The sequence below is a fragment of the Pseudomonas sp. NFPP04 genome (assembly GCF_900113815.1).
Classification (GTDB): Bacteria; Pseudomonadota; Gammaproteobacteria; order Pseudomonadales; family Pseudomonadaceae; genus Aquipseudomonas; species Aquipseudomonas extremorientalis.
The window spans coordinates 806,348-829,732 of record NZ_FOQS01000001.1; the positions used below are offsets into that span (position 1 = coordinate 806,348).

At 59.6% G+C, this 23,385-nt stretch carries 22 protein-coding genes, 1 tRNA gene and 2 pseudogenes; 12 read left to right on the forward strand and 13 right to left on the reverse strand.

Annotation, left to right across the window (positions count from 1 at the left end; genetic code table 11):
- Positions 1-118: 118 nt before the first annotated feature.
- Positions 119-870: pseudogene (locus tag BM017_RS29275) on the reverse strand (2-amino-3-ketobutyrate CoA ligase); the annotation flags it as partial.
- A gap of 337 nt (positions 871-1,207) precedes the next feature.
- Here BM017_RS29275 and BM017_RS03730 point away from each other — a divergent pair.
- The 6 genes from BM017_RS03730 to BM017_RS03755 all read left to right on the forward strand — a co-directional run bounded on the left by BM017_RS03730 (position 1,208) and on the right by BM017_RS03755 (position 7,094).
- Positions 1,208-1,882: an NAD(P)H-binding protein gene (locus BM017_RS03730; protein ID WP_092241340.1), complete on the forward strand. Its 675-nt coding sequence runs from the start codon at positions 1,208-1,210 to the stop codon at positions 1,880-1,882.
- Complete coding sequence (locus tag BM017_RS03735; protein WP_092241342.1) at positions 1,882-2,790, forward strand: LysR family transcriptional regulator; 909 nt, start codon at positions 1,882-1,884, stop codon at positions 2,788-2,790. The genes BM017_RS03730 and BM017_RS03735 overlap by 1 nt, the downstream gene beginning before the upstream one ends.
- Positions 2,791-2,879: 89 nt before the next feature.
- Positions 2,880-4,073, forward strand: coding sequence for a CaiB/BaiF CoA transferase family protein (locus BM017_RS03740; protein WP_092241344.1), 1,194 nt, complete (start codon positions 2,880-2,882; stop codon positions 4,071-4,073).
- Positions 4,070-5,011: a hydroxymethylglutaryl-CoA lyase gene (locus BM017_RS03745; protein WP_092241346.1), complete on the forward strand. Its 942-nt coding sequence runs from the start codon at positions 4,070-4,072 to the stop codon at positions 5,009-5,011. Before BM017_RS03740 ends, BM017_RS03745 begins: the two co-directional genes overlap by 4 nt.
- 59 nt (positions 5,012-5,070) lie before the next feature.
- Entirely contained in the window at positions 5,071-6,402 is a 1,332-nt protein-coding gene (locus tag BM017_RS03750; RefSeq protein WP_092241348.1) for an MFS transporter, read from the forward strand.
- Between the two features lie 164 nt (positions 6,403-6,566).
- Positions 6,567-7,094 carry a DUF4142 domain-containing protein gene (locus BM017_RS03755; RefSeq protein ID WP_071488912.1) on the forward strand — a complete coding sequence of 176 codons (528 nt, stop codon included), beginning with the start codon at positions 6,567-6,569 and terminating at the stop codon, positions 7,092-7,094.
- Positions 7,095-7,149: 55 nt separating this feature from the next.
- On the opposite strand, the gene BM017_RS03760 is transcribed toward BM017_RS03755, so the two are convergent.
- From BM017_RS03760 to BM017_RS03780, 5 genes are all read right to left on the reverse strand, one after another.
- Positions 7,150-7,575, reverse strand: a complete 426-nt coding sequence (locus BM017_RS03760; RefSeq protein ID WP_092241350.1) for a low affinity iron permease family protein — start codon at positions 7,573-7,575, stop codon at positions 7,150-7,152.
- A gap of 81 nt (positions 7,576-7,656) precedes the next feature.
- Entirely contained in the window at positions 7,657-8,157 is a 501-nt protein-coding gene (locus tag BM017_RS03765) for a methylated-DNA--[protein]-cysteine S-methyltransferase (RefSeq protein WP_092241352.1), read from the reverse strand.
- 90 nt (positions 8,158-8,247) lie between these two features.
- A complete protein-coding gene (locus tag BM017_RS03770; RefSeq protein WP_092241354.1) occupies positions 8,248-8,658 on the reverse strand; it encodes a type II toxin-antitoxin system HicB family antitoxin in 411 nt (136 codons plus the stop codon).
- Between the two features lie 22 nt (positions 8,659-8,680).
- Positions 8,681-8,863, reverse strand: a complete 183-nt coding sequence (locus BM017_RS03775) for a type II toxin-antitoxin system HicA family toxin (RefSeq protein ID WP_003189411.1) — start codon at positions 8,861-8,863, stop codon at positions 8,681-8,683.
- Positions 8,864-9,031: 168 nt separating this feature from the next.
- Entirely contained in the window at positions 9,032-9,925 is an 894-nt protein-coding gene (locus BM017_RS03780) for a LysR family transcriptional regulator (RefSeq protein WP_092241356.1), read from the reverse strand.
- 95 nt (positions 9,926-10,020) lie between these two features.
- Here BM017_RS03780 and BM017_RS03785 point away from each other — a divergent pair, with 95 nt between their 5' ends.
- The gene (locus tag BM017_RS03785) at positions 10,021-11,184 is read left to right on the forward strand and encodes an MFS transporter (protein WP_092241358.1); all 1,164 of its coding nucleotides are present in this window, start codon (positions 10,021-10,023) and stop codon (positions 11,182-11,184) included.
- Positions 11,181-12,350, forward strand: coding sequence for an MFS transporter (locus BM017_RS03790; protein WP_092241360.1), 1,170 nt, complete (start codon positions 11,181-11,183; stop codon positions 12,348-12,350). The genes BM017_RS03785 and BM017_RS03790 overlap by 4 nt, the downstream gene beginning before the upstream one ends.
- A gap of 404 nt (positions 12,351-12,754) precedes the next feature.
- Here BM017_RS03790 and BM017_RS03795 read toward each other — a convergent pair.
- The 5 genes from BM017_RS03795 to BM017_RS03815 all read right to left on the reverse strand — a co-directional run bounded on the left by BM017_RS03795 (position 12,755) and on the right by BM017_RS03815 (position 16,835).
- A tRNA-Gly gene (locus tag BM017_RS03795) sits at positions 12,755-12,828 on the reverse strand.
- A 215-nt stretch (positions 12,829-13,043) separates the two neighbouring features.
- On the reverse strand, positions 13,044-13,928 hold the full coding sequence (locus tag BM017_RS03800; RefSeq protein ID WP_092241362.1) for an alpha/beta fold hydrolase: 885 nt from the start codon (positions 13,926-13,928) through the stop codon (positions 13,044-13,046).
- Positions 13,929-14,233: 305 nt separating this feature from the next.
- Positions 14,234-14,926: a pseudouridine synthase gene (locus BM017_RS03805; RefSeq protein WP_092241364.1), complete on the reverse strand. Its 693-nt coding sequence runs from the start codon at positions 14,924-14,926 to the stop codon at positions 14,234-14,236.
- Entirely contained in the window at positions 14,926-15,138 is a 213-nt protein-coding gene (locus BM017_RS03810; RefSeq protein WP_071488921.1) for a cysteine-rich CWC family protein, read from the reverse strand. Before BM017_RS03810 ends, BM017_RS03805 begins: the two co-directional genes overlap by 1 nt.
- A 74-nt stretch (positions 15,139-15,212) precedes the next feature.
- Positions 15,213-16,835: a methyl-accepting chemotaxis protein gene (locus tag BM017_RS03815; protein WP_092241366.1), complete on the reverse strand. Its 1,623-nt coding sequence runs from the start codon at positions 16,833-16,835 to the stop codon at positions 15,213-15,215.
- 262 nt (positions 16,836-17,097) lie between these two features.
- Between BM017_RS03815 and BM017_RS03820 the strand changes: the two genes are divergently transcribed.
- On the forward strand, positions 17,098-17,463 hold the full coding sequence (locus BM017_RS03820) for a hypothetical protein (protein ID WP_092241368.1): 366 nt from the start codon (positions 17,098-17,100) through the stop codon (positions 17,461-17,463).
- A 56-nt stretch (positions 17,464-17,519) separates the two neighbouring features.
- On the opposite strand, the gene BM017_RS03825 is transcribed toward BM017_RS03820, so the two are convergent.
- Positions 17,520-18,632: an enoyl-CoA hydratase/isomerase family protein gene (locus tag BM017_RS03825; protein WP_092241370.1), complete on the reverse strand. Its 1,113-nt coding sequence runs from the start codon at positions 18,630-18,632 to the stop codon at positions 17,520-17,522.
- 136 nt (positions 18,633-18,768) lie between these two features.
- On the opposite strand from BM017_RS03825, the gene ung reads away from it, so the two are divergent.
- A complete protein-coding gene (gene ung / locus BM017_RS03830) occupies positions 18,769-19,461 on the forward strand; it encodes a uracil-DNA glycosylase (protein WP_092241372.1) in 693 nt (230 codons plus the stop codon).
- Between the two features lie 170 nt (positions 19,462-19,631).
- Entirely contained in the window at positions 19,632-21,638 is a 2,007-nt protein-coding gene (locus tag BM017_RS03835; RefSeq protein WP_092241374.1) for a hypothetical protein, read from the forward strand.
- Positions 21,639-21,680: 42 nt separating this feature from the next.
- Here BM017_RS03835 and BM017_RS03840 read toward each other — a convergent pair.
- Positions 21,681-23,011 (reverse strand): annotated as a pseudogene (locus BM017_RS03840) (IS4 family transposase).
- A gap of 132 nt (positions 23,012-23,143) precedes the next feature.
- On the opposite strand from BM017_RS03840, the gene BM017_RS03845 reads away from it, so the two are divergent.
- The coding region (locus BM017_RS03845; protein WP_139216844.1) for an IS66-like element accessory protein TnpA at positions 23,144-23,385 on the forward strand (242 nt) is incomplete at its 3' end.

Consider the following 23,385-nt stretch of genomic DNA (forward strand, 5'->3'; position numbering starts at 1 on the left):
GTGCCGTTTGAAACTCTTCATTTTTGAAGCGTGTGTAATTCAGCGAGCACGTTTATTTTCTTCTATCAGACTCAGGAGCCTTGAGCAAAATAAACGTATTGTTTCATGGGTCATATCTTGCAACGATTAAGGTTTGATCGTCTAGCGTTTGAAAATTAGGGCGGATGAAGCCTTTTCCTTTCTCCCCAAAAGCCGACAGAGCATGCGAGTCGTCCAGATATAAAAATAGACCATAGCGGGATTTAAGGTAGATCAAACCGTCAATATCCGCCTTTCCACCCATGCTGTAGATGCCATCGGCTACGTAGGCGACTTTCTTGTGTTTCTTACATGATTCTTCAATGAAGTCTATGTCATTATGCGGCGCTGTTATTACTTCTGTTTCATCCGCGCACGAGGCCTTCATATAGTTCATTGAATAGTGAGAATGTCTGTCGAATATCATCGTAGGGGGGACGTTTTTGGTAAACGCTCCGCTGGCAAGTAAGGGCAGTAATCCAGCGCTGGCCGCGCTGCAAGATAAGGTGCTCAGACAGATTGAGTCGAAAAGCGTTGAAAGCGCTGTTTCATATTGTTCGAGCATGTCCAGCTTGCATCTATTTTTTGAGTTCGCTACTCGCAGGGTCTTGGCTTTGAGTATCCCTTCGATAGCGCCATCCAGTATTTGCTGGTTGTAATCAAGTCCGAGGTAGGAGGTGGTGCAGAAATGTTGAAGTTCACGGCCGTATTGGTCGACAAAGCAGTTGTTGCTTTTGATGATTGCATTAAGTTCACAGGTTAGTCCTTCTTTGGCCGATTCCCAGTCTTGGTTGGAGGTTTGAATGATTTTTTATAGTTTGAGAATTTGTTGGTTGACCTGGAGCTTTCCATTTTTCTGTCCTTGGCGATGGAGAGAAATAACACTAATGGGAATTTTTTTGAAGGTTAAGTCAGGACTTTCTTTTTGAGGTGACAGTCGGCGGATATTTTGATGTGTGTAACTTCCTACAATTTTCATTGGCGTGTATTCATCTGCACTGAATGGGTAACGAGATCAAGGCGTTTTTTATCGTGGTGTTTCGAGCTATACCCAGAGGCGTCGTACGATTTGATGAAGTCACCTGTCACCATATTGAGTAAGGTGGTAGTGCAAGGGCCTAATGTGACGATAGCCTCCGAAGACCTGTCTCTCAGGTAGTCAAAACCAGCGGGATGAAGGGAGTAGTGGATGAGAGTTCTGTTATTCGGTGCCACCGGCATGGTCGGCCAGGGCGTGCTGCGGGAGTGCCTGCTGGCCGCCGACGTGCAGGAAGTGGTCGCCGTCGGTCGCACGCCCCTGACCCAGGAACACGGCAAGCTGCACCAGGTGTTGCACAGCGACATGCTGGATTTCCAACCCCTGGAAAACCTGCTGCAAGGCTTTGATGCGTGTTTCTTCTGCCTCGGCGTTTCATCGGCGGGCATGAATGAAGCCAGGTACACCCACCTCACCTACGACCTCACCCTGGTCGCCGCCAGCACCCTGGCGCGGCTCAACCCGCAGATGACCTTTATCTATGTGTCCGGCGCCGGTACCGACAGTTCCGAGGCGGGCAAGTCGATGTGGGCACGGGTCAAGGGCAAGACCGAGAACGCTTTGCTGCGCCTGCCGTTCAAGGCGGTGTATGTGTTTCGGCCGGGGGTGATCCAGCCGCTGCATGGCGTGCGCTCGAAGACGCCGTTGTATCAGTGGTTTTATTCCGTGCTTGGGCCGTTGCTGTCGTTTGTACGGCGGCTGAAACCGGGTTGGGTGGTGAGTACCGAGACGGTGGGCCGGGCCATGTTGCAGGTGGCCAGCCACGGCGCGCCGCAGCCGGTGGTGGAACAGGCCGGGATCAACCGGCTGGCCAGCGAGCGTCGCTGATGCTGCACAAGAGTCTGGTGCGTCGGCTGGACCTGATCACGCTGCAGTTGTTCGTCGCGGTGTTCGAGGAAGGCACGCTGACCCGTGCCGCCAACCGCGAAGCCATCGCCGTGTCCGCCGCCAGCAAGCGCTTGATGGAACTGGAGCAGGTGCTGGGCGTGAGCCTGTTCGTGCGGCGGGCCAAGGGCATGGACCTGACGGCCGCCGGTGAAACCCTGCTGCACCATGCGCGGCAGATGCTGTTCAACGTCGAGAAGATGGGCCTGGAACTGGGCGAACACAGCCATGGCGTGCGCGGCTATGTGCGGATGTTGGCCAATCTGTCGGCGATCATTGAGTTCCTGCCGGAAGACCTGCGGGACTTTTCCGAACTGCACCCCGCAGTCAAAACCGATCTGGAAGAACGCCCCAGCAAAGGCGTGGTGCAGGGCGTACTGGATGGCGTCGCGGACCTGGGGATCTGCTCCAGTGACACCGACACCAAAGGCCTGCCCAGCGTGACCTATCGCCACGACAAACTGGTGGTGCTGATGCCGAAGGATCATCCACTGGCGAGCCGCGAAAGCCTGGCCTTCGCCGAAACCCTCGACAGCGACTACGTCGGCCTGCACGCCGCCAGCTCCATCAATATGCGCACCCACGCGGCTGCACGCGAGGCGGGCAAGCTGCTGCGCCTGCGCATTCACGTGCCGGGGTTTGATGCGATGTGCCGGATGGTGCAGGCCAATATGGGCATCGGCATCCTGCCGCAGAAAGCCTATGAATTATTTGGTCGCGCACTGGGTTTGCATGCCGTACCACTGACGGACGATTGGTCGGATCGCAGCCTGATCCTGGTGGTGCGCGATGAAACCCAACTGTCACCGGTCAGTCGACTGTTGTTCGATTATTTGAGCGTTCGCGTTTAGCGAACGATGTTTGCCAACTGACGGTTGGATTTCTCCTGCATCGGCCCTCTAGTCTTGGCCGCACATTCCAAGAATAAGAGGTACACCCCATGACGGCTCCCCTGAGCGGTATCAAGGTGATCGAGATCGGCACCCTGATTGCCGCGCCGTTCGCCGCCCGGCTGATGGCCGAGTTTGGCGCCGAGGTGATCAAGATCGAAGCCATGGGCCAGGGCGACCCACTTCGCAAATGGCGAAAGCTGCACGAAGGCACGTCGCTGTGGTGGTACCTGCAATCGCGCAACAAGAAGTCCCTGGCGCTGGACCTCAAGTCCCCGGAAGGCCTGGACCTGATCAAGCAATTGCTCGGCGACGCCGACGTGCTCATCGAAAACCTGCGCCCCGGCGGCCTGGAAAAGCTCGGCCTCGGCTGGGACGTGCTGCACGCTCTCAACCCGAAGCTGACCCTGGTGCGTATCTCCGGCTATGGCCAGACCGGCCCGTATCGCGACCGTCCGGGTTTCGGCGCCATCGGCGAAGCCATGGGCGGCATCCGCTACACCACCGGCAACCCGGACTCGCCACCGGCGCGGGTCGGCGTGAGCCTGGGGGATTCGTTGGCTTCACTGCACGGCGTGATCGGCGCGCTGATGTCGCTGCTGCGGGTCAAGACCGGCCAGGGCGATGGGCAGATTGTCGATGTGTCCCTGGCCGAAAGCGTGTTCAACCTGATGGAAAGCCTGGTGCCGGAATACGACATGCTCGGCCATGTGCGTGAACGCAGCGGCGGCGCCTTGCCGGGCATTGCGCCGTCCAACACCTACCTGACCGCCGACGGGGCCTACGTGGTGATCGCCGGCAACAGTGACCCGATCTACAAGCGCCTGATGCACACCATCGGCCGCGCCGACCTGGCCGAAGCGCCCGAGTTCGCCCACAACGATGGCCGCGCCGCCAAGAGCGGTTTGCTCGACGCCGCGATTACCCACTGGACCAGCAACCTGCCCATCGAGCAGGTGCTCAGCGCCCTGGAAGCCGCCGAAGTGCCGGCCGGACGCATCTACTCCGTGGCGGATATCGTCAGCGACCCGCATTACCAGGCGCGTGAGATGTTGCTCAATGCCGAGCTGCCCGGCGGTGTATCGGTGAAGATGCCGGGCATCGTACCCAAACTGTCGGAAACCCCCGGCGGCGTGAACTGGCAAGGCCCGACCCTGGGCCAGCACACCGACGAAATTCTTGGCAGCCTGGGCCTGGCCGGTGCCGATATCCAACGCCTGAAAACCTCGGGAGTGGTGCAATGATTTCAGACTATTGCGACCCGCTGATCGTGCAGGAAGTCTCCCCGCGCGATGGCCTGCAAATCGAGCCGACCTGGGTCGAAACAGCGGACAAGATCGCCTTGATCGATCAGCTTTCCCTCGCCGGTTTCTCACGGATCGAAGCCGGTTCATTCGTGTCGCCCAAGGCCATCCCGGCGTTGCGTGATGGCGAGCAGGTGTTCCAGGGCATCGACCGTAAACCGGGTGTGATCTACGTGGCGCTGATCCCCAACCTCAAGGGCGCGCAGCGCGCCATCGAGTCCCGTGCCGATGAATTGAACCTGGTGATGTCCGCCAGCCAGACCCACAACCTGGCCAATATGCGTATGCGTTGTGAAGCGTCGTTGGCGGCGTTTGGCGATATCACGCGCTTTGCCGCCGACCATCCGGTAAGGCTCAACGGCAGCATCGCCACCACCTTCGGTTGCCCGTTCGAGGGCAGGATCGATGAAGACCGCGTGCTGCGCATCGTTGACGCTTATCTCCAATTGGGCATCCAGGGCATCAGCCTGGCCGACACCACGGGCATGGCCAATCCGCGTCAGGTCGAACGCCTGGTCAAGCGCGTGTTGCAGCGCGTATCCGCCCGTGACCTGACCCTGCATTTCCACAACACTCGCGGTCTGGGTTTGTGCAATGTGCTGGCCGCTTATGAGGCCGGTGCCCGTCGCTTTGACGCGGCGCTCGGCGGCTTGGGCGGCTGCCCGTTTGCGCCGGGGGCGTCGGGCAATATCTGCACCGAAGACCTGGTGAACCTGTGCGACGAAGTCGGGATTCACACCGGGATCGATCTGCCGCACCTGCTGCACATGTCCCGCCGCTTGCCGGCCCTGCTGGGCCACGACCTGCCCGGCCAGGTCGCCAAGGCCGGGCGCAACGGCGACCTGCATGCGCCGCCGGCCTACATCGCCATGCTGTAACGCCGTACCAGACAACAAAAACAATCGGGCGCCGCTGAGCAGCCCGCTGGAGAGAAACCATGAGCACTCATACGTTGCAGGCCGGCGCGCGCCCGGCCGCAGAAATCAATGCCGAAAAAGCCCTGGTCAGCAAGGTCGCCTGGCGCCTGATGCCGCTGATCATGGTGTGCTACCTGTTCGCGTTTTTTGACCGGATCAACATCAGCTTCGCCAAGTTCCAGCTGCAAGCCGACCTGAGCCTGAGCGACACCGCCTATGGCCTGGGGGCCGGGCTGTTCGTGGTGGGTTATGTGATCTTCGAAGTGCCGAGCAACATGATGCTGTACAAGGTCGGCGCCCGGCGCTGGATTGCGCGGATCATGATGTCGTGGGGGCTGGCGACGGCGGCCATGGTGTTTGTCACGGCCGAGTGGCAGTTCTACGGCCTGCGCTTCATCATCGGCGCGATGGAGGCGGGTTTTGCGCCAGGCGTGCTATATTACCTGACCTTATGGTTCCCGCAGCACTTCCGTGGGCGTATCACGTCGATGTTGTTCCTGGCCTCGGCGTTTGCCGGTCTGGTCGGTGCACCGTTCTCCGGCCTGGTGTTGGAACACCTCGACGGCGTGTTGCAAATGCGCGGCTGGCACTGGCTGTTCCTGCTCGGCGGCTTGCCTTGCATTGGCCTGGGTTTGCTGGTGCTGACGTTGCTCAAGGATCGCATCGAAGACGCCCATTGGCTGACGCCGGCGGAGAAGACGTTGCTGGCAAGCCGTATCGCCAAGCACGAGCCGAACCAGCACGGCGGTTCGCTGCTGTCGGCGATCCGCATCCCCGGGTTCCTGATGCTCGGTTTTATCTACTTCCTGATTCAGGTGGCGTCCTACGGCCTCAACTTCTGGGCGCCGCAATTGATCCGCAGCGCCGGCACCCAGAGCCCGGTGATGATCGGCCTGCTCACGGCGATTCCTTATGTGTGCGGCGCCATCAGCATGGTGGTAATCGGGCGGCTGTCGGATGCCACCGGCGAGCGGCGCAAGTTTGTCTGCGGCCTGGTGGTGCTGGGGGCGATAGGCTTTTTCAGTGCCGGGATTTTTGCCGACCACACCACCTTCCTGATCATCGCCCTGGGCATGTTGGGCGCGGGTATCATCGCCTCGATCCCGACCTTCTGGACCCTGCCACCCAAGTTGCTGGCCGGCGCCGGTGCAGGCGCGGCGGGAGGCATTGCGGTGATCAATACCCTCGGGCAGTTCGGCGGCATTGTCAGCCCGGTGATGGTGGGGCGGATCAAGGACCTCACCGGCAGCACCACCCCGGCGCTTTACGTGATCGGTGTGTGCGCGCTGTTGGCGGCGGCGCTGTTGCTGTGGGGGCTGCCGCAGAAGTTGCGCACCCTCGATAAAGGCTGATCGGCCCATTGAGGGCGAACACTGCAACGGTGGCAAGCCCGCCTGATTCGGTGATGACCGTTCGTCGCACTGACAAGTTTTTTCTAAACCTTTACCGCCCTCAAAATTCGAAATGAGGGCGGGGTGTATTCCCCGCCCCTATTTTTGCCCTGGAGGAACCCATCATGAGCCGCATGGCTATCCGGTTACGCACCGCCAGTTTCGCGATGCTGCTGGGCCTCGGCGCCAGCAATGCTTTCGCCCAGTCGCCTGCTGAATTCATCGAGCAGGCTTCGGCCAAAGGCATGGCCGATATCGAAACCAGCCGCATGGCCCACGCCAAGACCTCGTCCCAGGAAATCAAGGACTACACCATCGAGGTGATCAACGAGCGCACCCTGGCCAACCAGCACCTGGCGGCCATCGCCAAGAAGCTCGACCTGCCCGTGGCACCGCGCGAAAAGATTGTCGATAAAGCCGAAACCCTGATGCCCGAACTCAAGGACGGCGACTCCTTCGATGCGGCCTACACTGCGCAGCAAGTGAAGGAAAACGAAGACGCCATCGCCCTGTTCAAGCAGGAAGGTGCGGCGTCGGATGTGCCGGAAATCAAAGCCCTGGTCGATGAGACGCTGCCCAAGCTGGAGGAGCGTCTGCAAAAAGCCCGTGAATTGGCGTCGACCTATGGCAAAGGTCATCAAGGCGACGGTTGAGCCTGTCTCCTGAACTGAAAAAACGGCGGCTGGATCTTCTCCAACCGCCGTTTTTTCATGCCTGGTTCAAATCGGTCTTGGTCGCTGCCGCATCGTCGGCGGCATGACCACAACTGCTGTTCAGGCTTACCGTGCCGGCGTTGCCGATGCTGCGATATTCCTGGCGCAGTTTTTCCAGTTCCTTGCGATCCAGCCCATCCAGGCTAAGTACCGCATTCTGTGCATCCTTGGACACACGCAGTAGCTCGTCGATCTTGATATGCAGGATGTCGTTATCGCGGTTCTGCGTGTTCTGGATCAGGAACACCATCAAGAAGGTGATGATGGTGGTCGAGGTATTGATGATCAGTTGCCAGGTGTCGTTGTAGTGGAAATACGGCCCGCTCAAGCTCCACGCCAGGATCAGCGCCACTGCCGCGTAGAACGTGCGCGGGCTGCCGGCCCAGCGGGACAGGGATTGGGAGACTGCGGAGAATTTCATGACCGTTTTCCTTGGAAGGGTGATGAAGTTATGGACCGCAGGGAATCTTTGAAATTTCTTTTTACATTTGACCGACGCTTCTTAAAACGCCAATTCGACCTGGCCAGTACCTTCAAGCGCGAGCAAATATTGCTTGGCTTTCAACCCTCCGGCAAACCCGGTCAAGCCGCCCGACGCGCCAATGACCCGATGGCACGGCGCAATGATCGAAATCGGGTTACGTCCATTGGCCGCGCCCACTGCGCGAACGGCTTTAGGGTTACCGATCTGCTGGGCAATTTGGCTGTAGCTGCGGGTTTCGCCAAAGGGAATGGTGAGCAGCGCCTGCCAGACCTGCTTCTGAAAATCGGTGCCGGTAAAGTCCAGCTCAAGTTCGAACTGGTTACGGTTGCCGGCAAAGTACTCGTGCAACTGGCGTTCGGTCTCCAGCAACACCGGGCTGTCATTGGCCTCGTGCAGTTCACCCAGGCGCACGCGGTTGGCGCGTTCTTCTGCCCAGAGGATGGCGCTGAGTTTGCCAGCACGCGCCACGAGGGTGAGTACGCCGACAGGCGAAGGCATGAGCTTGTATTCGTAGGACATGAGCGGGCTCCTGGGTAGGCGGGGTAGCGTTGAATCTAGACCACGCCGCCCAACTGGAAACTACGTTTCTTGCGATTGAATTCGGTTTGTTCAGTGGTCCTGCTGTAACACTTTAAGTGCCGCTGAAGCCAGAAAGCCGGAACGGCTTTTTTCTTCCGGGTGGTGCAGCACATATTCATCGATGCGGTTCAGCAGATAACCGGGCAGCGTGATGTTCAGCTTCTGCGCCTTGCCCAGGTACTTGGTGACATCAATGTCCACCACCGCCCAGGTGCAACCTGCATATTGAGGGTTGGTGGCGTGCAAGGTGACCTTTTGCGCGCTGGGAATCGGTGAACCGTCTTCCGCCAGGATCTCGAAGTGTCCTTCAATGGCTTCGCGGGCCATGGCCATGGCGTCGTCCAGGTCATCGCCGGCGGAGTAGCAGCCGGGAATATCCGGGACTTCCACGCCCCAGGCGTGGTCGTCGTCGCCGGTTGAAATTGCAATCGGGTAAAGCATGTCTGTTGTCCTCCACGGACGGTTAACTCAGCAGAGCCTGTTTCAAAATGCTCTTGGCGGTCTTGTCCAACAGGTCCTTCTTTGGATGGGGAATCGTCACCAGCCCCGGTTTTGTCGGGTGCTTGAAGTGGTGATGGCTGCCTCTGATGCGTACCAGATACCAACCGTCCGCAACGATGTGACCTATCAAATATCGGCTATCCACAACACCTCCTTGTGGTGTGTGATGGTGGTGACTATAACCACTGAAATGAAATTATCAACACTCTACCTACCAGTGGTCGATGACCGGCGTTTTGGCAGGTGGTCAAGAGAGTGTATGAGCGCGGCGGAATGGCGCCGCAAGGAGGTATTGCGAGGTTTTGCAGCGGCGTTACAAGGCCTTTAGCGTCTGTGCAATGACTGCGAGAAACGCATCAACCAGTAGACTTTTTGATTCTGTCCGGGTCAGTACCAACAGCTGCGCACACGCATCCGCTTCCACCAACGGCCTGTACGTCACGCCTTTATTCATCAGGCTCTGCGTACACGCCGGCACCAACGCCACGCCTTGTCCGGCGGCCACCAGCGCAATGATCGAGGTGATCTGCCGCCCGGTCGGGCCTGGGCGTAGCGGCTGGCCGTGGTGCCGGTAAAGCTGTTCGATGGACTGGTTGAGCCCCGAGCCATAATCCGCTGGAAACAGAATCAACGGGTAGGCACAGAGCTGCGCCAGGCTGACGTTAGAAAGGCTGGCCAGCGGGCTGTCGCTGGACACAGCGGCCACCAGGCGTTCTTCACCCAGGGACAGCGCTTGCACCGCTTCGCCTTGGGGCAACAGGCGACTCAGGCCGATATCCAGCCGCCCATCTGCCACCTGCGCACCCAGGCTGCCCGAGGCGCATTCCACCAGGGTCAATTGCACATCGGGAAAGCGTTGGGCAAACGCCTGGATCGCCTGGCTGAACAGGTCCGACAGTGCGATCGAGCTGACATAGCCTAACGCCAGTTGCCCGGCCGTACCTGCCGCGAGTTTGCCGGCGATCACCTGTGCCAATTCCACCTGCTCCAGTACGCCGCGTGCATAGGGCAGGAATGAGCGGCCTTGCGCGGTGAGGGTGACCGTGCGGCTGGTGCGGTCGAACAGCTTGAAGCCCAGCTCGGTTTCCAGCGCCGAGATCTGTCGCGTCAGCGGCGGTTGCGCCAGGTGCAGGCGAATGGCTGCGCGGCCGAAGTGCAATTCTTCGGCGACGGTCAGAAAGTAACGCAGCTTGCGTAGGTCGAGCATCCTGGTCCTTGGGTATCGATCGGTCCGAAATCGGTATTGGTTCAAGACCTGCCGGCCATTCTATAAAGACCTCACAAAATAAAACGAGAGGTTTCATGAAACCGCGCCTGCATTGTGCCCGTCTTGCCCTGTTCCTGTGTGGCTGCGCGGCGTTCCTCAACCTGTATGCCACACAGAGCATTCTCCAGACATTTGCTACGCAGTTTCACATCAGCGCCAAGGCGGCGGGGTGGAGCATCACCGTGACGACGCTTGTCGTGGCGATCACTGCGCCGTTTGTCAGCCGCCTGACCGGGCGCTTCGAACCACGCACGGTGATCAGCACAGCGGCTTTGCTGTTGGCGCTGCCGTCACTGATGACCGCCTGGGCCGACAGCTTTGCCGAAGTGTTGGTGTGGCGGTGTGTGGCGGGGGTGTTGATCCCGGTGGTGTTCGCCACCAGCGTGGCGTATATCGGCGACCGCTGGCGTGGCGGTACGCTGACGGAGGTCACCAGCCTGTATGTGGCAGGGACCGTGCTGGGTGGGTTCGCCGGGCGTTTCATCACAGGCGTCGTGACTGAATATGTCGGCTGGCGCGAAGCCTTTGAATGGCTGGCGGTGCTGAGTCTGATGGTGGGTGGGTTTATCCAGTTTCTGTTGCCGATGAGTCGTGCGCGATCAGAGAAGGTTCAACCCTCGTTCTCGGCGGTTTTTAGCAAGCCTTTGCTGGCTGCCTACGCCGTAGGATTTTGTGTGTTGTTCTCACAGGTCGCAGCGTTTACCTACGCAGGTTTGTACCTTGGATTACCGCCCTTCAGCCTGGGGCCTGCGGCATTGGGCACGCTGTATATGGTGTTTTTGCTGGCGCTGATCGTGATCCCCATTGCCGGGCGCCTCAGCAAATCCCGGCCCCACGCCGAACTGCTGAGTGTGGCAGCGCTGCTGGGCATCAGCGGCTCGGCGCTGACGCTGGTGCCTTCCTTGTGGTGCATCGTGGTGGGCCTGGCCCTCAGTTCTACCGGCGTATTCCTCGCGCAGTCGGCAGCCAACGCGTTCACCACGGCAACGGCCCGTGACAATAAGGCAGGCGCTGTGGGGGTGTACCTCACGTGTTACTACCTGGGCGGCAGTTGCGGCGCCATTGTCCCGGCATTGACCTGGGAACGCTGGGGCTGGGCCGGGTGTGTGGCGCTGATTATCACCTTCCAGGTGTTGACCTTGCTGATCGCCCTGACCGGCTGGAGGCCCGCCAAACCTCAACTGATCCCGACGCCATGAATGCCATCCCACCCCGCCGTCGCACGCTGATCGCCGGCTGCAGCGCCCACGCCGTGCATGATGGCCTGACCGATGTCATCTACGTGCTGCTGCCGATCTGGCAAACACACTTCGCCTTGTCCTACGCCCAGGTCGGGCTGTTACGCGGTGCCTATTCCGGGATAATGGCGGTGTTCCAGCTCATGGCCAGCCGCGCCGCAAAACGCTGGGGTCGAGTGCCGATGCTGGTCGGCGGAACCGCGCTCGCCGGCACGGCTTACCTGTTGGTGAGCCAGGCCACCGGGCTGGTGATGCTATTGCTGGCGCTGCTGCTCGGTGGGCTGGGGGCCAGTAGCCAACACCCGCTGGCGTCTTCGATGATCAGCGATGCCTACGAAGACGGTGGCGGAATCAAGCAGGCGTTGTCCCAGTACAACTTCTCCGGCGACATCGGCAAAACCCTGATCCCCGGTCTGGTCGGCCTGTTGCTCACGCTGATCAGTTGGCGCGCCAGTGCCACGTTGCTGGGGTTGCTGGGGTTGGCGGCGGCGGGGTTGCTGTGGTGGCTTATTCCTGCGCAAACATCCGAAGCGTCCTCGACCAAAAAAGCCAAACCCTTCACCGGAACAGGCTCCGTCACCGGTCTGCGCGCACTGATCCTCACCGGCACCCTCGACAGCGCCGTGCGCATGGGTTTTCTCACCTTCCTGCCGTTTCTGCTGCAGGCCAAGGGGGCCGGCACCGCCGGTATTGGCCTGGCCCTGACCCTGCTGTTTATCGGCGGCGCGTTCGGCAAATTATTCTGCGGCTACCTGGGCGCACGCATCGGCATGATGAAGACGGTGTGGTTGACGGAGGGCAGCACGGCACTGCTGATCGTGGCGGCGGTGTACCTGCCGTTGAGCGGGTTGATGGTGATGTTGCCGGTGCTGGGGCTGGTGCTCAACGGCACGTCTTCGGTGTTGTACGGTGCGGTGCCCGATCTGGCACCAGCAGAGAAACGCGAACAGGCGTTCGCCGTGTTCTACACCGGCACGATTGGTGGCGGGGCATTGGCGCCGATGGTGTTCGGCGGGGTGGGGGATGCGCTGGGCGTGACGGTGGCGGTGATGCTGCTGGCCGGTATGTTGGGGGTGACGTTGCCGTTGGCGTGGGTGGTGCAGCGGGGAATTCACTCAAGCGATTGAGTGTCTGGCGGTATGTCCAGCTCGGGCGGCGTTGGTCCAGGAGCCAACGCCTTGTACAGACTCCAGGCCGCCCATACCACGGGGGAGGAAAGCCGAAAAACACAATGTGCATCTACGCGTTGACGGCTGAAGTCTGATCTTGCGAAGTTGCCTACACGCTCATCGGAACGCGTTGGGTTGTACACCATGGGAAGGCTATTTATGGTTTGTCAGCCGCTACATGCTCGATGGCAACTGCACGCAACGCATAAAGTGTGCCGGTATCCCGAAAGCTACCCGGTTCACTCGCCTGCGTGCAGTTGCCACCCTCCCATCAAATTCAACGCATAAAAAAACCGGCCACCAAAGGACCGGTTTTTTGCATCCCTCGTCAGAGACAACCTGACGCGGAACGAGAATCCGAGTGGAGCGGGTAGAGGGAATCGAACCCTCGTCGGAAGCTTGGGAAGCTACTGTTCTACCATTAAACTATACCCGCTCAGAGCGGCTGACTTTGTACCAGAAGTTCGCCGGGATTTGAAGTTTTTCTTCAAAAAAATGTGTGGGTTACAGATGTCTCACACATCGACAAGCGAACCCATTGCAGGAGCGAGCTTGCTCGCGAAAGACTCAAGAGCGCCACGTTCTCTCAGGAGACGAGCGTTATCGTTGACGTTCTTCGCGGGCAAGCCCGCTCTTGCAAGGGGGCGTGTTTCAGAGTGCAAAGGCATGTTGTGCCGGGCCGGTCTGATAACGCAATCGGCTGACCTGGCGCTCCGGTTTCAAGAAGCCCACCACCGCATCCCGGCTGTCCCGACAGGCGGCCTTGTGCTCCATGTCCAGGAAATGCCCCGTGGCCTGGATCGTGCTGAAGCTGCTTTTTGCCACATGCTGGCCAAACAGCTTGGCATCCTGGGCGCTGGTGTATTCGTCCCATTCACCGTTCAAAAACAACACCGGGATGTCGATCTGCCTGGCCGCCTTTAGGTAGCACAGGCGGTCACTGTTGAGCACATGGCTGATGTGGAAGTGCATCTGCCCATACTCGTGCTCGGCCAGGCTGCTCACGTGCTTGTAGTTGAAGCGCTTGAACAGTGACGGCAGGTGTTTGCCGATGGTGCTGTTGACCAGGTGGCCGACGCGATCGCGGTCGAGGTTGCCGAGGTAGTCGACGCCGCGTTCCAGGTAGTCGCGCATGGGCGCGTTGATCACTGGGGAGAACGAGCTGATCACGGCTTTTTCCACGCGACGTGGCCGGTGGGCGAGGGCGACCAGGGTGGCGGCACCGCCCCAGGAAAACGACAGCACATGTTCAGCGGCAAAGTGGTCGATGAGCTCCAGCAGGATCTGGCCTTCGACTTCCTTCGTCAGCATCTGCTCATGGTGGTTATGGATTTTGGAGCGACCGGCGTAGGGCTGGTCGTACAAAACCACATTGAACTGCGGGTACAGGCTTTTCACGGTTTGGGCGAAGGATGCCGTGGTGGCCATGGAGCCGTTGACCAGGATGATGGTCTTTGCAGCAACGTCCGCGCGATAGAACTCCGTGTAAACCCGATACTGACCCTGTATATCCAACACAGCGATTTCTGGCCTCATGTCGTAAGACTCCTGGCAAGCGGGTAGGGCGCGCAGATCACTCTGCACGAGCTTTGTGACAGGTAGGCATACGCCTGGAAAAGGAGGGCCCATGTCGATCCGATGACGGCTGGCCGACGGGTGTTGTTGTGACGGGCTGTTTGCCTGGAAGGCCCGTAGATCAAGCGCGGGCGGGGCAAGGTGTTTCTTGGAGGTTATAGGCGACTCGCCAGTCATATTTGAACTGGTGATCCTGATTCAAGCAGTCGAGTCGGTACCTCGCAAGGTGACCTGGCGGTTTTTTGCTATCAGCGGCTGAACGGTCGTCAGACCTGTCGGATTTCGTCGTCAGTCAGCGCCCGATACTGGCCGGGCGCAAGGGTCGCATCCAGCACCAGGGGGCCCATGCGCTCGCGGTGCAGGCCGATGACCTTGTTATCAAAGTGCCCGAACATGCGCTTCACCTGGTGATAACGCCCTTCGATGATGCTCAAGCGAGCGCGTCTCGGCCCGAGCAACTCCAACTCGGCAGGTTGGGTGGTCAGGTCTTCGAAGGCGAAGTACATCCCCTTGGCAAATGTCATTGCGTATTCGGGGCCGATAGCCTGTTCGGTCTCGACGAGATAGACCTTGGGCAACTTGGTCTGCGGTTGCGTCAGGCGCCGCGACCATTGGCCGTCGTTGGTGATCAGCATCAGGCCGGTGGTGTTGAAGTCCAGACGACCGGCAATGTGCAATTCGCCTTTGTCCGGCTCATCGAGTAAATCCAGAACCGTCGGATGTTGCGGATCAGAGGTGGCGCTCACGCACCCCCGGGGCTTGTGCAGCATGAAGTAACGCGCCGGTTTGCCTGCCTGCAGCACCTCATCGTCAACGCTCACTCGGCTGAATTCCCGCACCTCGTGATGGGGGTCGCTGACGGCCACGCCATCCACCGCCACACGCCGCTCAACCAACAGCAGGCGCACTTGCTTGCGATTGAAGCGCGGCAGGTTACTGAGGAAACGATCCACCCGCATTACGTCGGCTCAACCCTACGCAGTTGCTCATCGACCTGGGCACAGCGCGGGCACAGGCAGGCCTGGTTGCGCAGTTCATCGGGCAGGGCCTGGAGCACCGCCGGGTCGATGGTGACGCTGTAGCACCAGCAGGCCTGGTCAACCGTACGTGGGTCAGCCAGGCTGCAGTCGTTGCGTGCACCGCAGGCGGGGCAAAGGGTGGGTGTGGTCATGGGCTGGTTCGGGCAAGGTTGCGGATGATTCCGCCAGGCCCTGTACGATACAGGGCCGTCCCCGCCCAGGCCACTCAGAGCTGGAACTTGCTGACCAGCACGTTGAACGAGGTGGCCAGGCGCGACAGGTCCTGGCTGGAGGCGTTGGTCTGATGGGCGCCGGCGGCCGTCTGGGTGGACAGGTCCTGGATGTTCAGCAGGTTGCGGTCCACTTCGCGGGCCACCTGGGCCTGTTCCTCCGAGGCCGAGGCGATCACCAGGTTGCGTTCATTGATCTTCGCCACGCTGGTGGTGATCCGTTGCAGCGCTTCGCCGGCGTTCTGCGCCAGGGTCTGGGTGTTGTTGGCCCAGGTCAGGCTCTTGTTCATCGCCGCGACGGCGTCGTCGGCGCCGGTCTGCACTTCACCAATCATCTTTTCGATATCGACCGTGGACGTCTGGGTGCGATGGGCCAGGGCGCGCACTTCATCGGCGACCACGGCAAAACCGCGACCTTGCTCACCCGCACGGGCCGCTTCAATGGCCGCATTGAGCGCCAGCAGGTTTGTCTGGTCGGCGATGCCACGGATCACATCGATCACCTTGCCGATCTCCCGTACCTGCCCGGCGAGGTCTGCCACCGACTGCGTGGAGTCATTGATCTCAACCACCATCGAGCTCATGCCGGACACGGCCTGTTCCACTTGCTGGCGACCCTCTTCGGCTTCGGTGGTGGCCTGGCGCGAGGCTTCAGAGGTCGAGACGGCGTTGCTGGCCACTTCGTCCACGGCGGCGGTCATCTGGTTGACGGCGGTGGCCGCCTGTTGGATCTCATCGTTCTGGCGGGTCAGGCCACGGCTGCTTTCATCGGTGACCGCACTCAGTTCTTCAGCCGCCGATGCAAGCTGGTCGGACGCGTTGGCGATTTCCACCAGGGTGCTTTTCAGGCCGCCCTGCATATCCGAGAGGGCCATCAGCAGTTGCCCGGCTTCGTCGGTACGCTCGGTGACGATGGCCTGGGTCAGGTCGCCCTGGGCAATGCGTTGGGCGTTCTGCACGGCTTGAGCGATGGGGCGGGTGATCAGGCGGGTGATCAACACACCGATGATGACCGCAATGATGAAGGCCAGCACAATGCCGCTGATCATCCAGGTCAAGGCACTGTTGCGCAGTTCCTCGGCAGCGATGGCGCCTTCCTTGATCTGGCGGTTGTTGGACTCGATCATCACGCGGATCAGCTCGCGTGCCTGGCGGAAGAGTTCATTATTGCTGGTGTTGAGTTGGGTGCGGGCCTGATCGACCTGGCCGCCGTCGAGCATCGCCATGATGCTTTCGGAGTTGCTGATGTAGCTGGGCCAGAGCAGGTCAAGCTTGTCTCCCGCTGCCCGTTCGTCGTCTTCCAGCGGCGTAGCGCGGTAGGTGGCGTACGCAGCCTGGCTGCGCTTGAGTTCCTGGGCGATATCCTGGCGCACACGGTCGCGATCCTGTGGGGAGACGTCGCCCTTGCTGGCATCCAGCAAGCGATACAAGCCACGGTTATGGGCCACTATGCCATTGAGGGTGGCGGCCGTGTTGCTGACCGAGACCAGGTTGTTGGAGAACGTCAGCTCCAGCGCTGACGAGAGGCGAACCACGCCTTTGATCCCCAGCAGGCCCACCCCCAGGGTGACCAGCGCGCACAGTAGGAATGAGAGCAGCAGTTTGGTTGAGATTTTCATGAGTCAGGTCCGGGCAGGGTAGCGAAGGGTGCACGCTAGAGCCTCCCTGGCCCTTGGCGATGTCATAGTGACATCATCGCAATTGAGAAAGTTGCGAGCCAGATAAATTTACTGAATCGATAAAGCGCACGTAGATGTTTCAACCTATTACGAAAACGCACCAGATTCAGTTTTTGATGTCAGATATTTCGTCATTCAATGAAAGTTGAGTGCCGCCCTCCAGCGTCGCTGGAGGCGCTCTTCCGCGGTCCAGGAGGCCGCCATGTATCGACGACTGCTGCTCAGCGCTTTACTCGGTCTAACCCTTTCCGCTTGCGTGCCCTATTACGATGGAGGCCAGAGCTACTATCGATCCGAGGTCTATACCTCACCGGCACCGGTGTATTACTACGGCGGCGGCACGGCGTATCAGTACCGCCGTGATTACTACCCCGCGCCGCGCTACTACGCGCCACAACCGCGCTACTACTCGGCCCCGCGTTATTACCAGCCGCCGCCGCGTTACTACGGGCCGCGTGCCGGTTACCGGCCGTATCCAAACCAGGGCTGGGGCGGAGGTCATTGGGGGAATGGTGGTGGACACGGTCGCGGTTCCGACCATGGAGGTGGCCGCGGCGGTCACCGTTGACGGGCCTGTACGGCAAGCGGCGCATGAAGCGCCGCTTTTTTTTGGGGGCGCAGCCGTCAGTAATCGGACAGGTCGGCCAGCGGATGGCGACCTTCCCACGCCTTGTCGAAGTGGGCCTGCACCACCGCCTCAGGAACGGCGTTGATATCCGGCCAATGCCAATGGGGTGCCTGGTCCTTGTCGATCAAACGCGCGCGCACCCCTTCGCTGAATTCAGGATGACGGCAGCAATTGAGGCTCAGGGTGTATTCCATCTGGAACACCTGGGCCAGGGACAGGTGACGGGCGCGCTGGATCTGTTCCCACACCAGATGGGCGGTCAGTGGGCAGCCTTCGCTCAACGTCTTGCCGGCACGGCTGAACAGTGGATCGGTATGCTCACTCAGCAGGCTCAAGGCGCGCCAGGCACACCGCACGTCGCCTACATCCAGCCATTCGTCGATCTGTGCCCGGCGCGGCAGCCATTGCGCTTCGGGTTGCTGGCTGGCGGCTTCCTGGGCCAGCGCCTTGAGCAGGCTGTTGAGCTGCATCGGGGTCTGTTCCTGCCAGTTCAGTTGCAGCAGGCCATCAAGCAATTCGTTCTGCTGGTCGTCACGCAGGAAACGGTCGGCCAGGCCCAGGTCCAACGCGTCACGCCCGTTTATATGCGCACCGGTGAGTCCGAGGAACAACCCGAGCTTGCCCGGCAGGCGCGACAGGAACCCACTGGCGCCAACGTCCGGGTACAGGCCGATGCTGATCTCCGGCATGGCCAGCCGGCTGCTGGGGGTGACGATGCGGATCGCGGCACTTTGCAGCAGACCCATGCCGCCGCCCAGCACATAGCCGTGGCCCCAGCAAATCACCGGTTTCGGGTAGGTGTGCAGGCGGTAATCAAGGCGATACTCCGCCGCAAAAAATTGCGCCGCCAGCGCCGGCACCACGCCGGGCTCTTCGCGACAAGCCTGCGCCAGGCTGCGCACTTCGCCACCGGCGCAAAAGGCCTTGGGGCCGTTGCCGCGCAACAGCACGCAGACGATATTCGGGTCTTTGGCCCAGGTATCCAGGCGACTGCTCAAGGCGAGGATCATCGGCAGGGAAAGGGCATTGAGGGACTTTTCAGCGTCGAGGCTGGCGATGCCGATGCGGGCACCGTCGCTGCCGGTCAGCTCTTCGAAGTGCAGGTTCATCGTGACCTCAATCGAGAAGGTGAAGGATGAGTATGATCGCTTCGCAGGAAAGTGGCGTCGATGTGTCAGATCAATTGACAAGCGGGGTCGGCTTTCCTAGGGTTCGCCTCATTCTTTTTGACAAGACCATTCAACCATGACCGACGACGACCGTATCAAACTCGAACCCAGCTGGAAACACGCCCTGCGGGATCAGTTCGAGCTGCCGTACATGGCCCGGTTGCGCGAGTTCCTGCGCCAGGAACATGCCGCCGGCAAAGAGATCTACCCGCCCGGCCCGCTGATTTTCAACGCGCTCAACTCCACGCCACTGGACAAGGTCAAGGTGGTGATCCTCGGCCAGGACCCGTACCACGGTCCCGGCCAGGCCCACGGCTTGTGCTTCTCGGTGCAACCGGGCATCCCGACGCCGCCGTCGCTGCTCAATATCTACAAAGAGCTCAAGCGCGACTTGAACATCGACATCCCCAACCACGGCTACCTGCAAAGCTGGGCCGACCAGGGCGTGCTGATGCTCAACACCACCATGACCGTCGAGCGCGCCAATGCCAACGCCCATGCGGGCAAGGGCTGGCAGTTCTTTACCGATCGGATTATCGAAGTGGTCAGCGAACATCAGCCGCACCTGGTGTTTCTGCTGTGGGGCGCGCATGCCCAGAGCAAGCAGAAGCTGATCGACGCGACCAAGCACCTGGTGCTGACGTCGGTGCACCCGTCGCCGTTGTCGGCGTATCGCGGGTTTTTGGGTTGCGGGCATTTCAGCCGGACCAACAAGTTTCTTGAGCAGAATGGCGAAACGGCAATTGATTGGGTAGTGCCGCAGCTTTGAGTCCGCCTGGGTACGACGCAAGCGAGGTTTTCGCCGTAGGACCCTGTTAGTTCTGACAGTATCCAAGGCGTCGATTTCTGTTTTAACTGTTCTCCTGACCGTAGGCGGCGGGTGCGTGCCAGCGCAGTAGCCCAAGGTCGCCATATCATGGGTTGCGTTGGGAGAATGAGATGACTGACTCAAAGGTGCGCCAACAGAAAAAAAACGTCGCTAAAAACACCCGTCCCAACAAAAGAAAAAAGAACACTCCTGCAGCGGGACGTGCCGCTCCCTCACCCGGGGTGGTCGGCCCACTACCGGAAGATGGCCTTCCGCTGTTATGGGACGAAGCCGCTCACAAAATTCCCCTCTCAGTTCGGGGCCAGCCCTTCAAAGTTACCATTCCAAGCGTGTGGATGCCCAATAATGCAGCCACTAACGTGCGCACCGACATTCGATACTTCTGGAAGGGCGATCATGTGCATACCGCGCAGATTTTCGGTCCCTATGATCCTGCCGTCCTGTTCCCCTACACCCAAGAGCTGCCGGCATGGTTGTTGGATTCTCCCGGTATCAGCCTGCTGTACTACGAAATCAGTGGGGTATTGTTGCCGACGGGAGAGTCTGAGCGAACCCTGATTGACGTCGATGATAGCCCCCCCAACCTGGATAACCCGGGTACCGAATTGATATTCAACGACTACACGCTTGATGGCGTGAGTGATGCCGAACTCACCGCCGACGCAGGTATCCCCTGTGAAGTTCCGCGATACATGATCATGCGCACTGAGGACGTGGTCATGGTTTACTTTGGAGTCCTCCCCCATATCAATTACGTCGACCGCTTGGTCGTTGAACGGCGCCATATTGAAGACGGTGATCCGCTGCAGTTCTTGATACCCGAAGATTTTGTTCGCAACAGTGGGGGCGGTGAGCGGTGGGTGTCGTATCGGCTGATGGACCGTGTCGGCAACATTGGGCCTTTTTCCGATCCGGTCAAGCTCGATATCAACCTTGTTTCCTTGCCAGACTTGCTCCGGCCTTTGGTGCCTCGGGCAGAAACTGATGGCCTGATTGATCTGGATGATATCCGCCAAGGCGTTAGCGTCTCCATCCGCGAAGTGGTAGACGCAGAGCAGGGAGATATCATTACTCTGCGTTGGAACACCCATGTGTTGGCGACGATTACCGTAGGTCCGCTACAGATCTGGCCCATCCCTGTGGAGGTCGCGTGGCCGATATTCCTGGCGGGCGGGTTTGACGCTCGGTACCCGGTACGGGTCTGGTACCAGTTTGCGCGCGGTTCGCTCACCAAAAACTCACCGGACACCTTCATTGAGGTCGATGCTACGGTGGCAGGTGATCCTCCGGTCGGCCCCGATCCGATCAACCCCATGTTGCCGCGTGTAACGGTCAAAGGGGTCACTGAGGATAACGTGATCACTCCGGCAGACTCACCCGGCCCTGTTCTGGTTGAGGTGCCTTTGTTCGTCGATCCGGAGGTGGGGGAAAACCTGCGCCTTTTCTGGGGCAATGACGGTGCATTTGCCGATATCAAAGTGGTTGATCCCGGAGATGTCGCCGGGCAGAACGTGCGGTTGTATGTGCCATGGGCCTTGATCGTAGCGGGTGGTGGACTGGTAGACGTTTATTACTGGACCTACAACGGCGTCAATTATCAACGTAGCCCTGCCACCGAAGTGCGGGTTGAGTTGGACACGCTAACGGGGCTGCTTGCAGCCAACGTGCTGAACGATCACCCGAATAAGTGGATCACCTGCGACACCGTCCCTCAGCCCTATGAGGCGGTCATTGTGGGGATTCCCTGGAGCACGACTCACTTTGAAGTCGGGGATAAGGTCAGGTTGTTCTGGAGCAGTCACCGCACGCCCAATGGTGGGGGGACGCCTATTCCGGGGACTCAGGTCTGGTTTGAAGTGGAGCTGACAGACGCCCACAGAATTGCCGGCGTAGTAGAGGTGGATATCCAACCTTTCGACCCGTTGATCACGGTGCCAGGGCTGATTCCAACCAATGGTTCTGGGTTGCATTACTACCGCCTGTATAAAGCCTCTGGCCCAACTGGGAGGTCAGCAGCCAGACCCTCGCGGATTGACCTTATCCGGCCTAGTGGATCGACGTGTCTCGCTCCGCCCGCAGGTAAGCGGTCGAAGCCTGGCAAATCAAAATCCCAATAGAAAACAGGTTGAATGACAGGGGGGCTTAAGGCCTAATGCCAGTCAGTTAAGCTGACTGGCATTTTTATTTTTGATCGGGTATTTCGGCGATTTCAGCCTGATAGATCGAGGATAAATGCGCTCTTCCCGTCGATGGGGAAGAACATAATGCGGGGCAGAGGCATGCAGCTCGGCCAGGTATTTTGGGATGTTCCCGGAACGGTCGGCCGATACACTGTTGATGAAGCCTAAAATTGCCCAGGTGCATGCGGTGAAGCTCATTTCACACGGGTAGATTCCCGGACAGTGGCGACTCATTTCCACCATCTGATAGCGCAACAAGTTGTAGCCCAGCAACACTCCCCACAGCTCTTGCTCAATCATCTCGGGCGTCTTGCTGCGCAACGTATAGCTGCTGTTGAGCAGCGTCTGCTTCATCTCCCGAAACCCTAACTCGATCTCCCAGCGCTGGCTGTACAGGTCAACGATTTCGTCGGATGGAAAACGCAGCGGATCGGCCATCGACGTCAGGATCTGACATACCTTGCCCTTGACGGTTTTGCTCAGGAGGCGCGCCATCAGACGCTCCGGCAGCCCCGGCCATTGTTTACGGGCTTGTGGCGATGTGCTTAATGAGACAACCGCATCTTGACGACCCAAACGCTGAACAACGTCGTACTGCGCGCCTTTTCGCAGTGGCATCAACCAATGACGCTCGGTGCCCGCTTGTTGCCATTGGTGCAACAGCCCCAAAGAATAGAAGCCGCGATCAACAAAGTCAGCGAGTGATCTGGCGTAGTCTCGATCAATTGCTCAGCCAGCTTCATTTCGTTGCTGCGGTAACCGTCAAACGCGCTGCCGATCAGCATATGGCTGGTCAACTCCATTTGGCAGACCATACGCACCTGCGGGAACCCGGTGTCGCCGTGCTGGTTGCTGGCCGAGTCGTAGCGTGCTCGATTTTCGGGGGTGTCAGGCGTTCGCCAGACGACCCCGTCGACACCCAGCAGGCGCAAACCGGCCCAAGTGGGATGGCCAGCCGCCTCATGCCAACTTTTCTGAGTCAAATCGAAGACTTGTCGTACGGCCTCACTGCCCAGTCTCTGGCGGGCTTGGACTACGGCGCTGGGCGCAACCAGCGGGCGCTGGCCTGGCAGCATGATGTTCATGCGACTGACCACATCCCACGCCGACATGCGCCGGAAGAACGCCATGGAAATCACACACCAAAGCATCACTTCCAGCGGCAAGCGCCGCTTGCGCAGGGTCGCTACGCCGGCCTGCTCAAGTGCCTGCTCGACCAAAGAAGGATCGAGCAAAGAATCCAAACCCTCGATTGAGTGGGGAGTGGAGGCGATGTTGTGGGTCAGTTCCAGTGCCCGAGCGAGACGCATAAAAAAATCCGATGCCAGTACAGGCATCGGATTTTGATTTCTTGCGTAAGCGAACGGTGAACACACCTACCGACCTCCCAAATTAAGGGCGATGGTGTCCGCCTATTTTTAAGCGGACGCGATAGCCCTTAAATGCGCCAACGAAGCTCTTACCCCAAGTCGTTCAAAGCCCAGGTTGTCCAGGAATGCCTGCAACCCGGCGCCTCCATTTCCAGCGTGGCCATCAGTCACGGCATCAATGCCAACGTGATCCGTAAGTGGCTGCCACTTTTTCGAGACCAGCCACCCGCAACCCTGCCGGCGTTTGTTCCGGTAAAGGTCGCCCCGAAAAGGCAGGCCGAGTCATCGGTGATCATCGAGCTGCCATTTGGCGA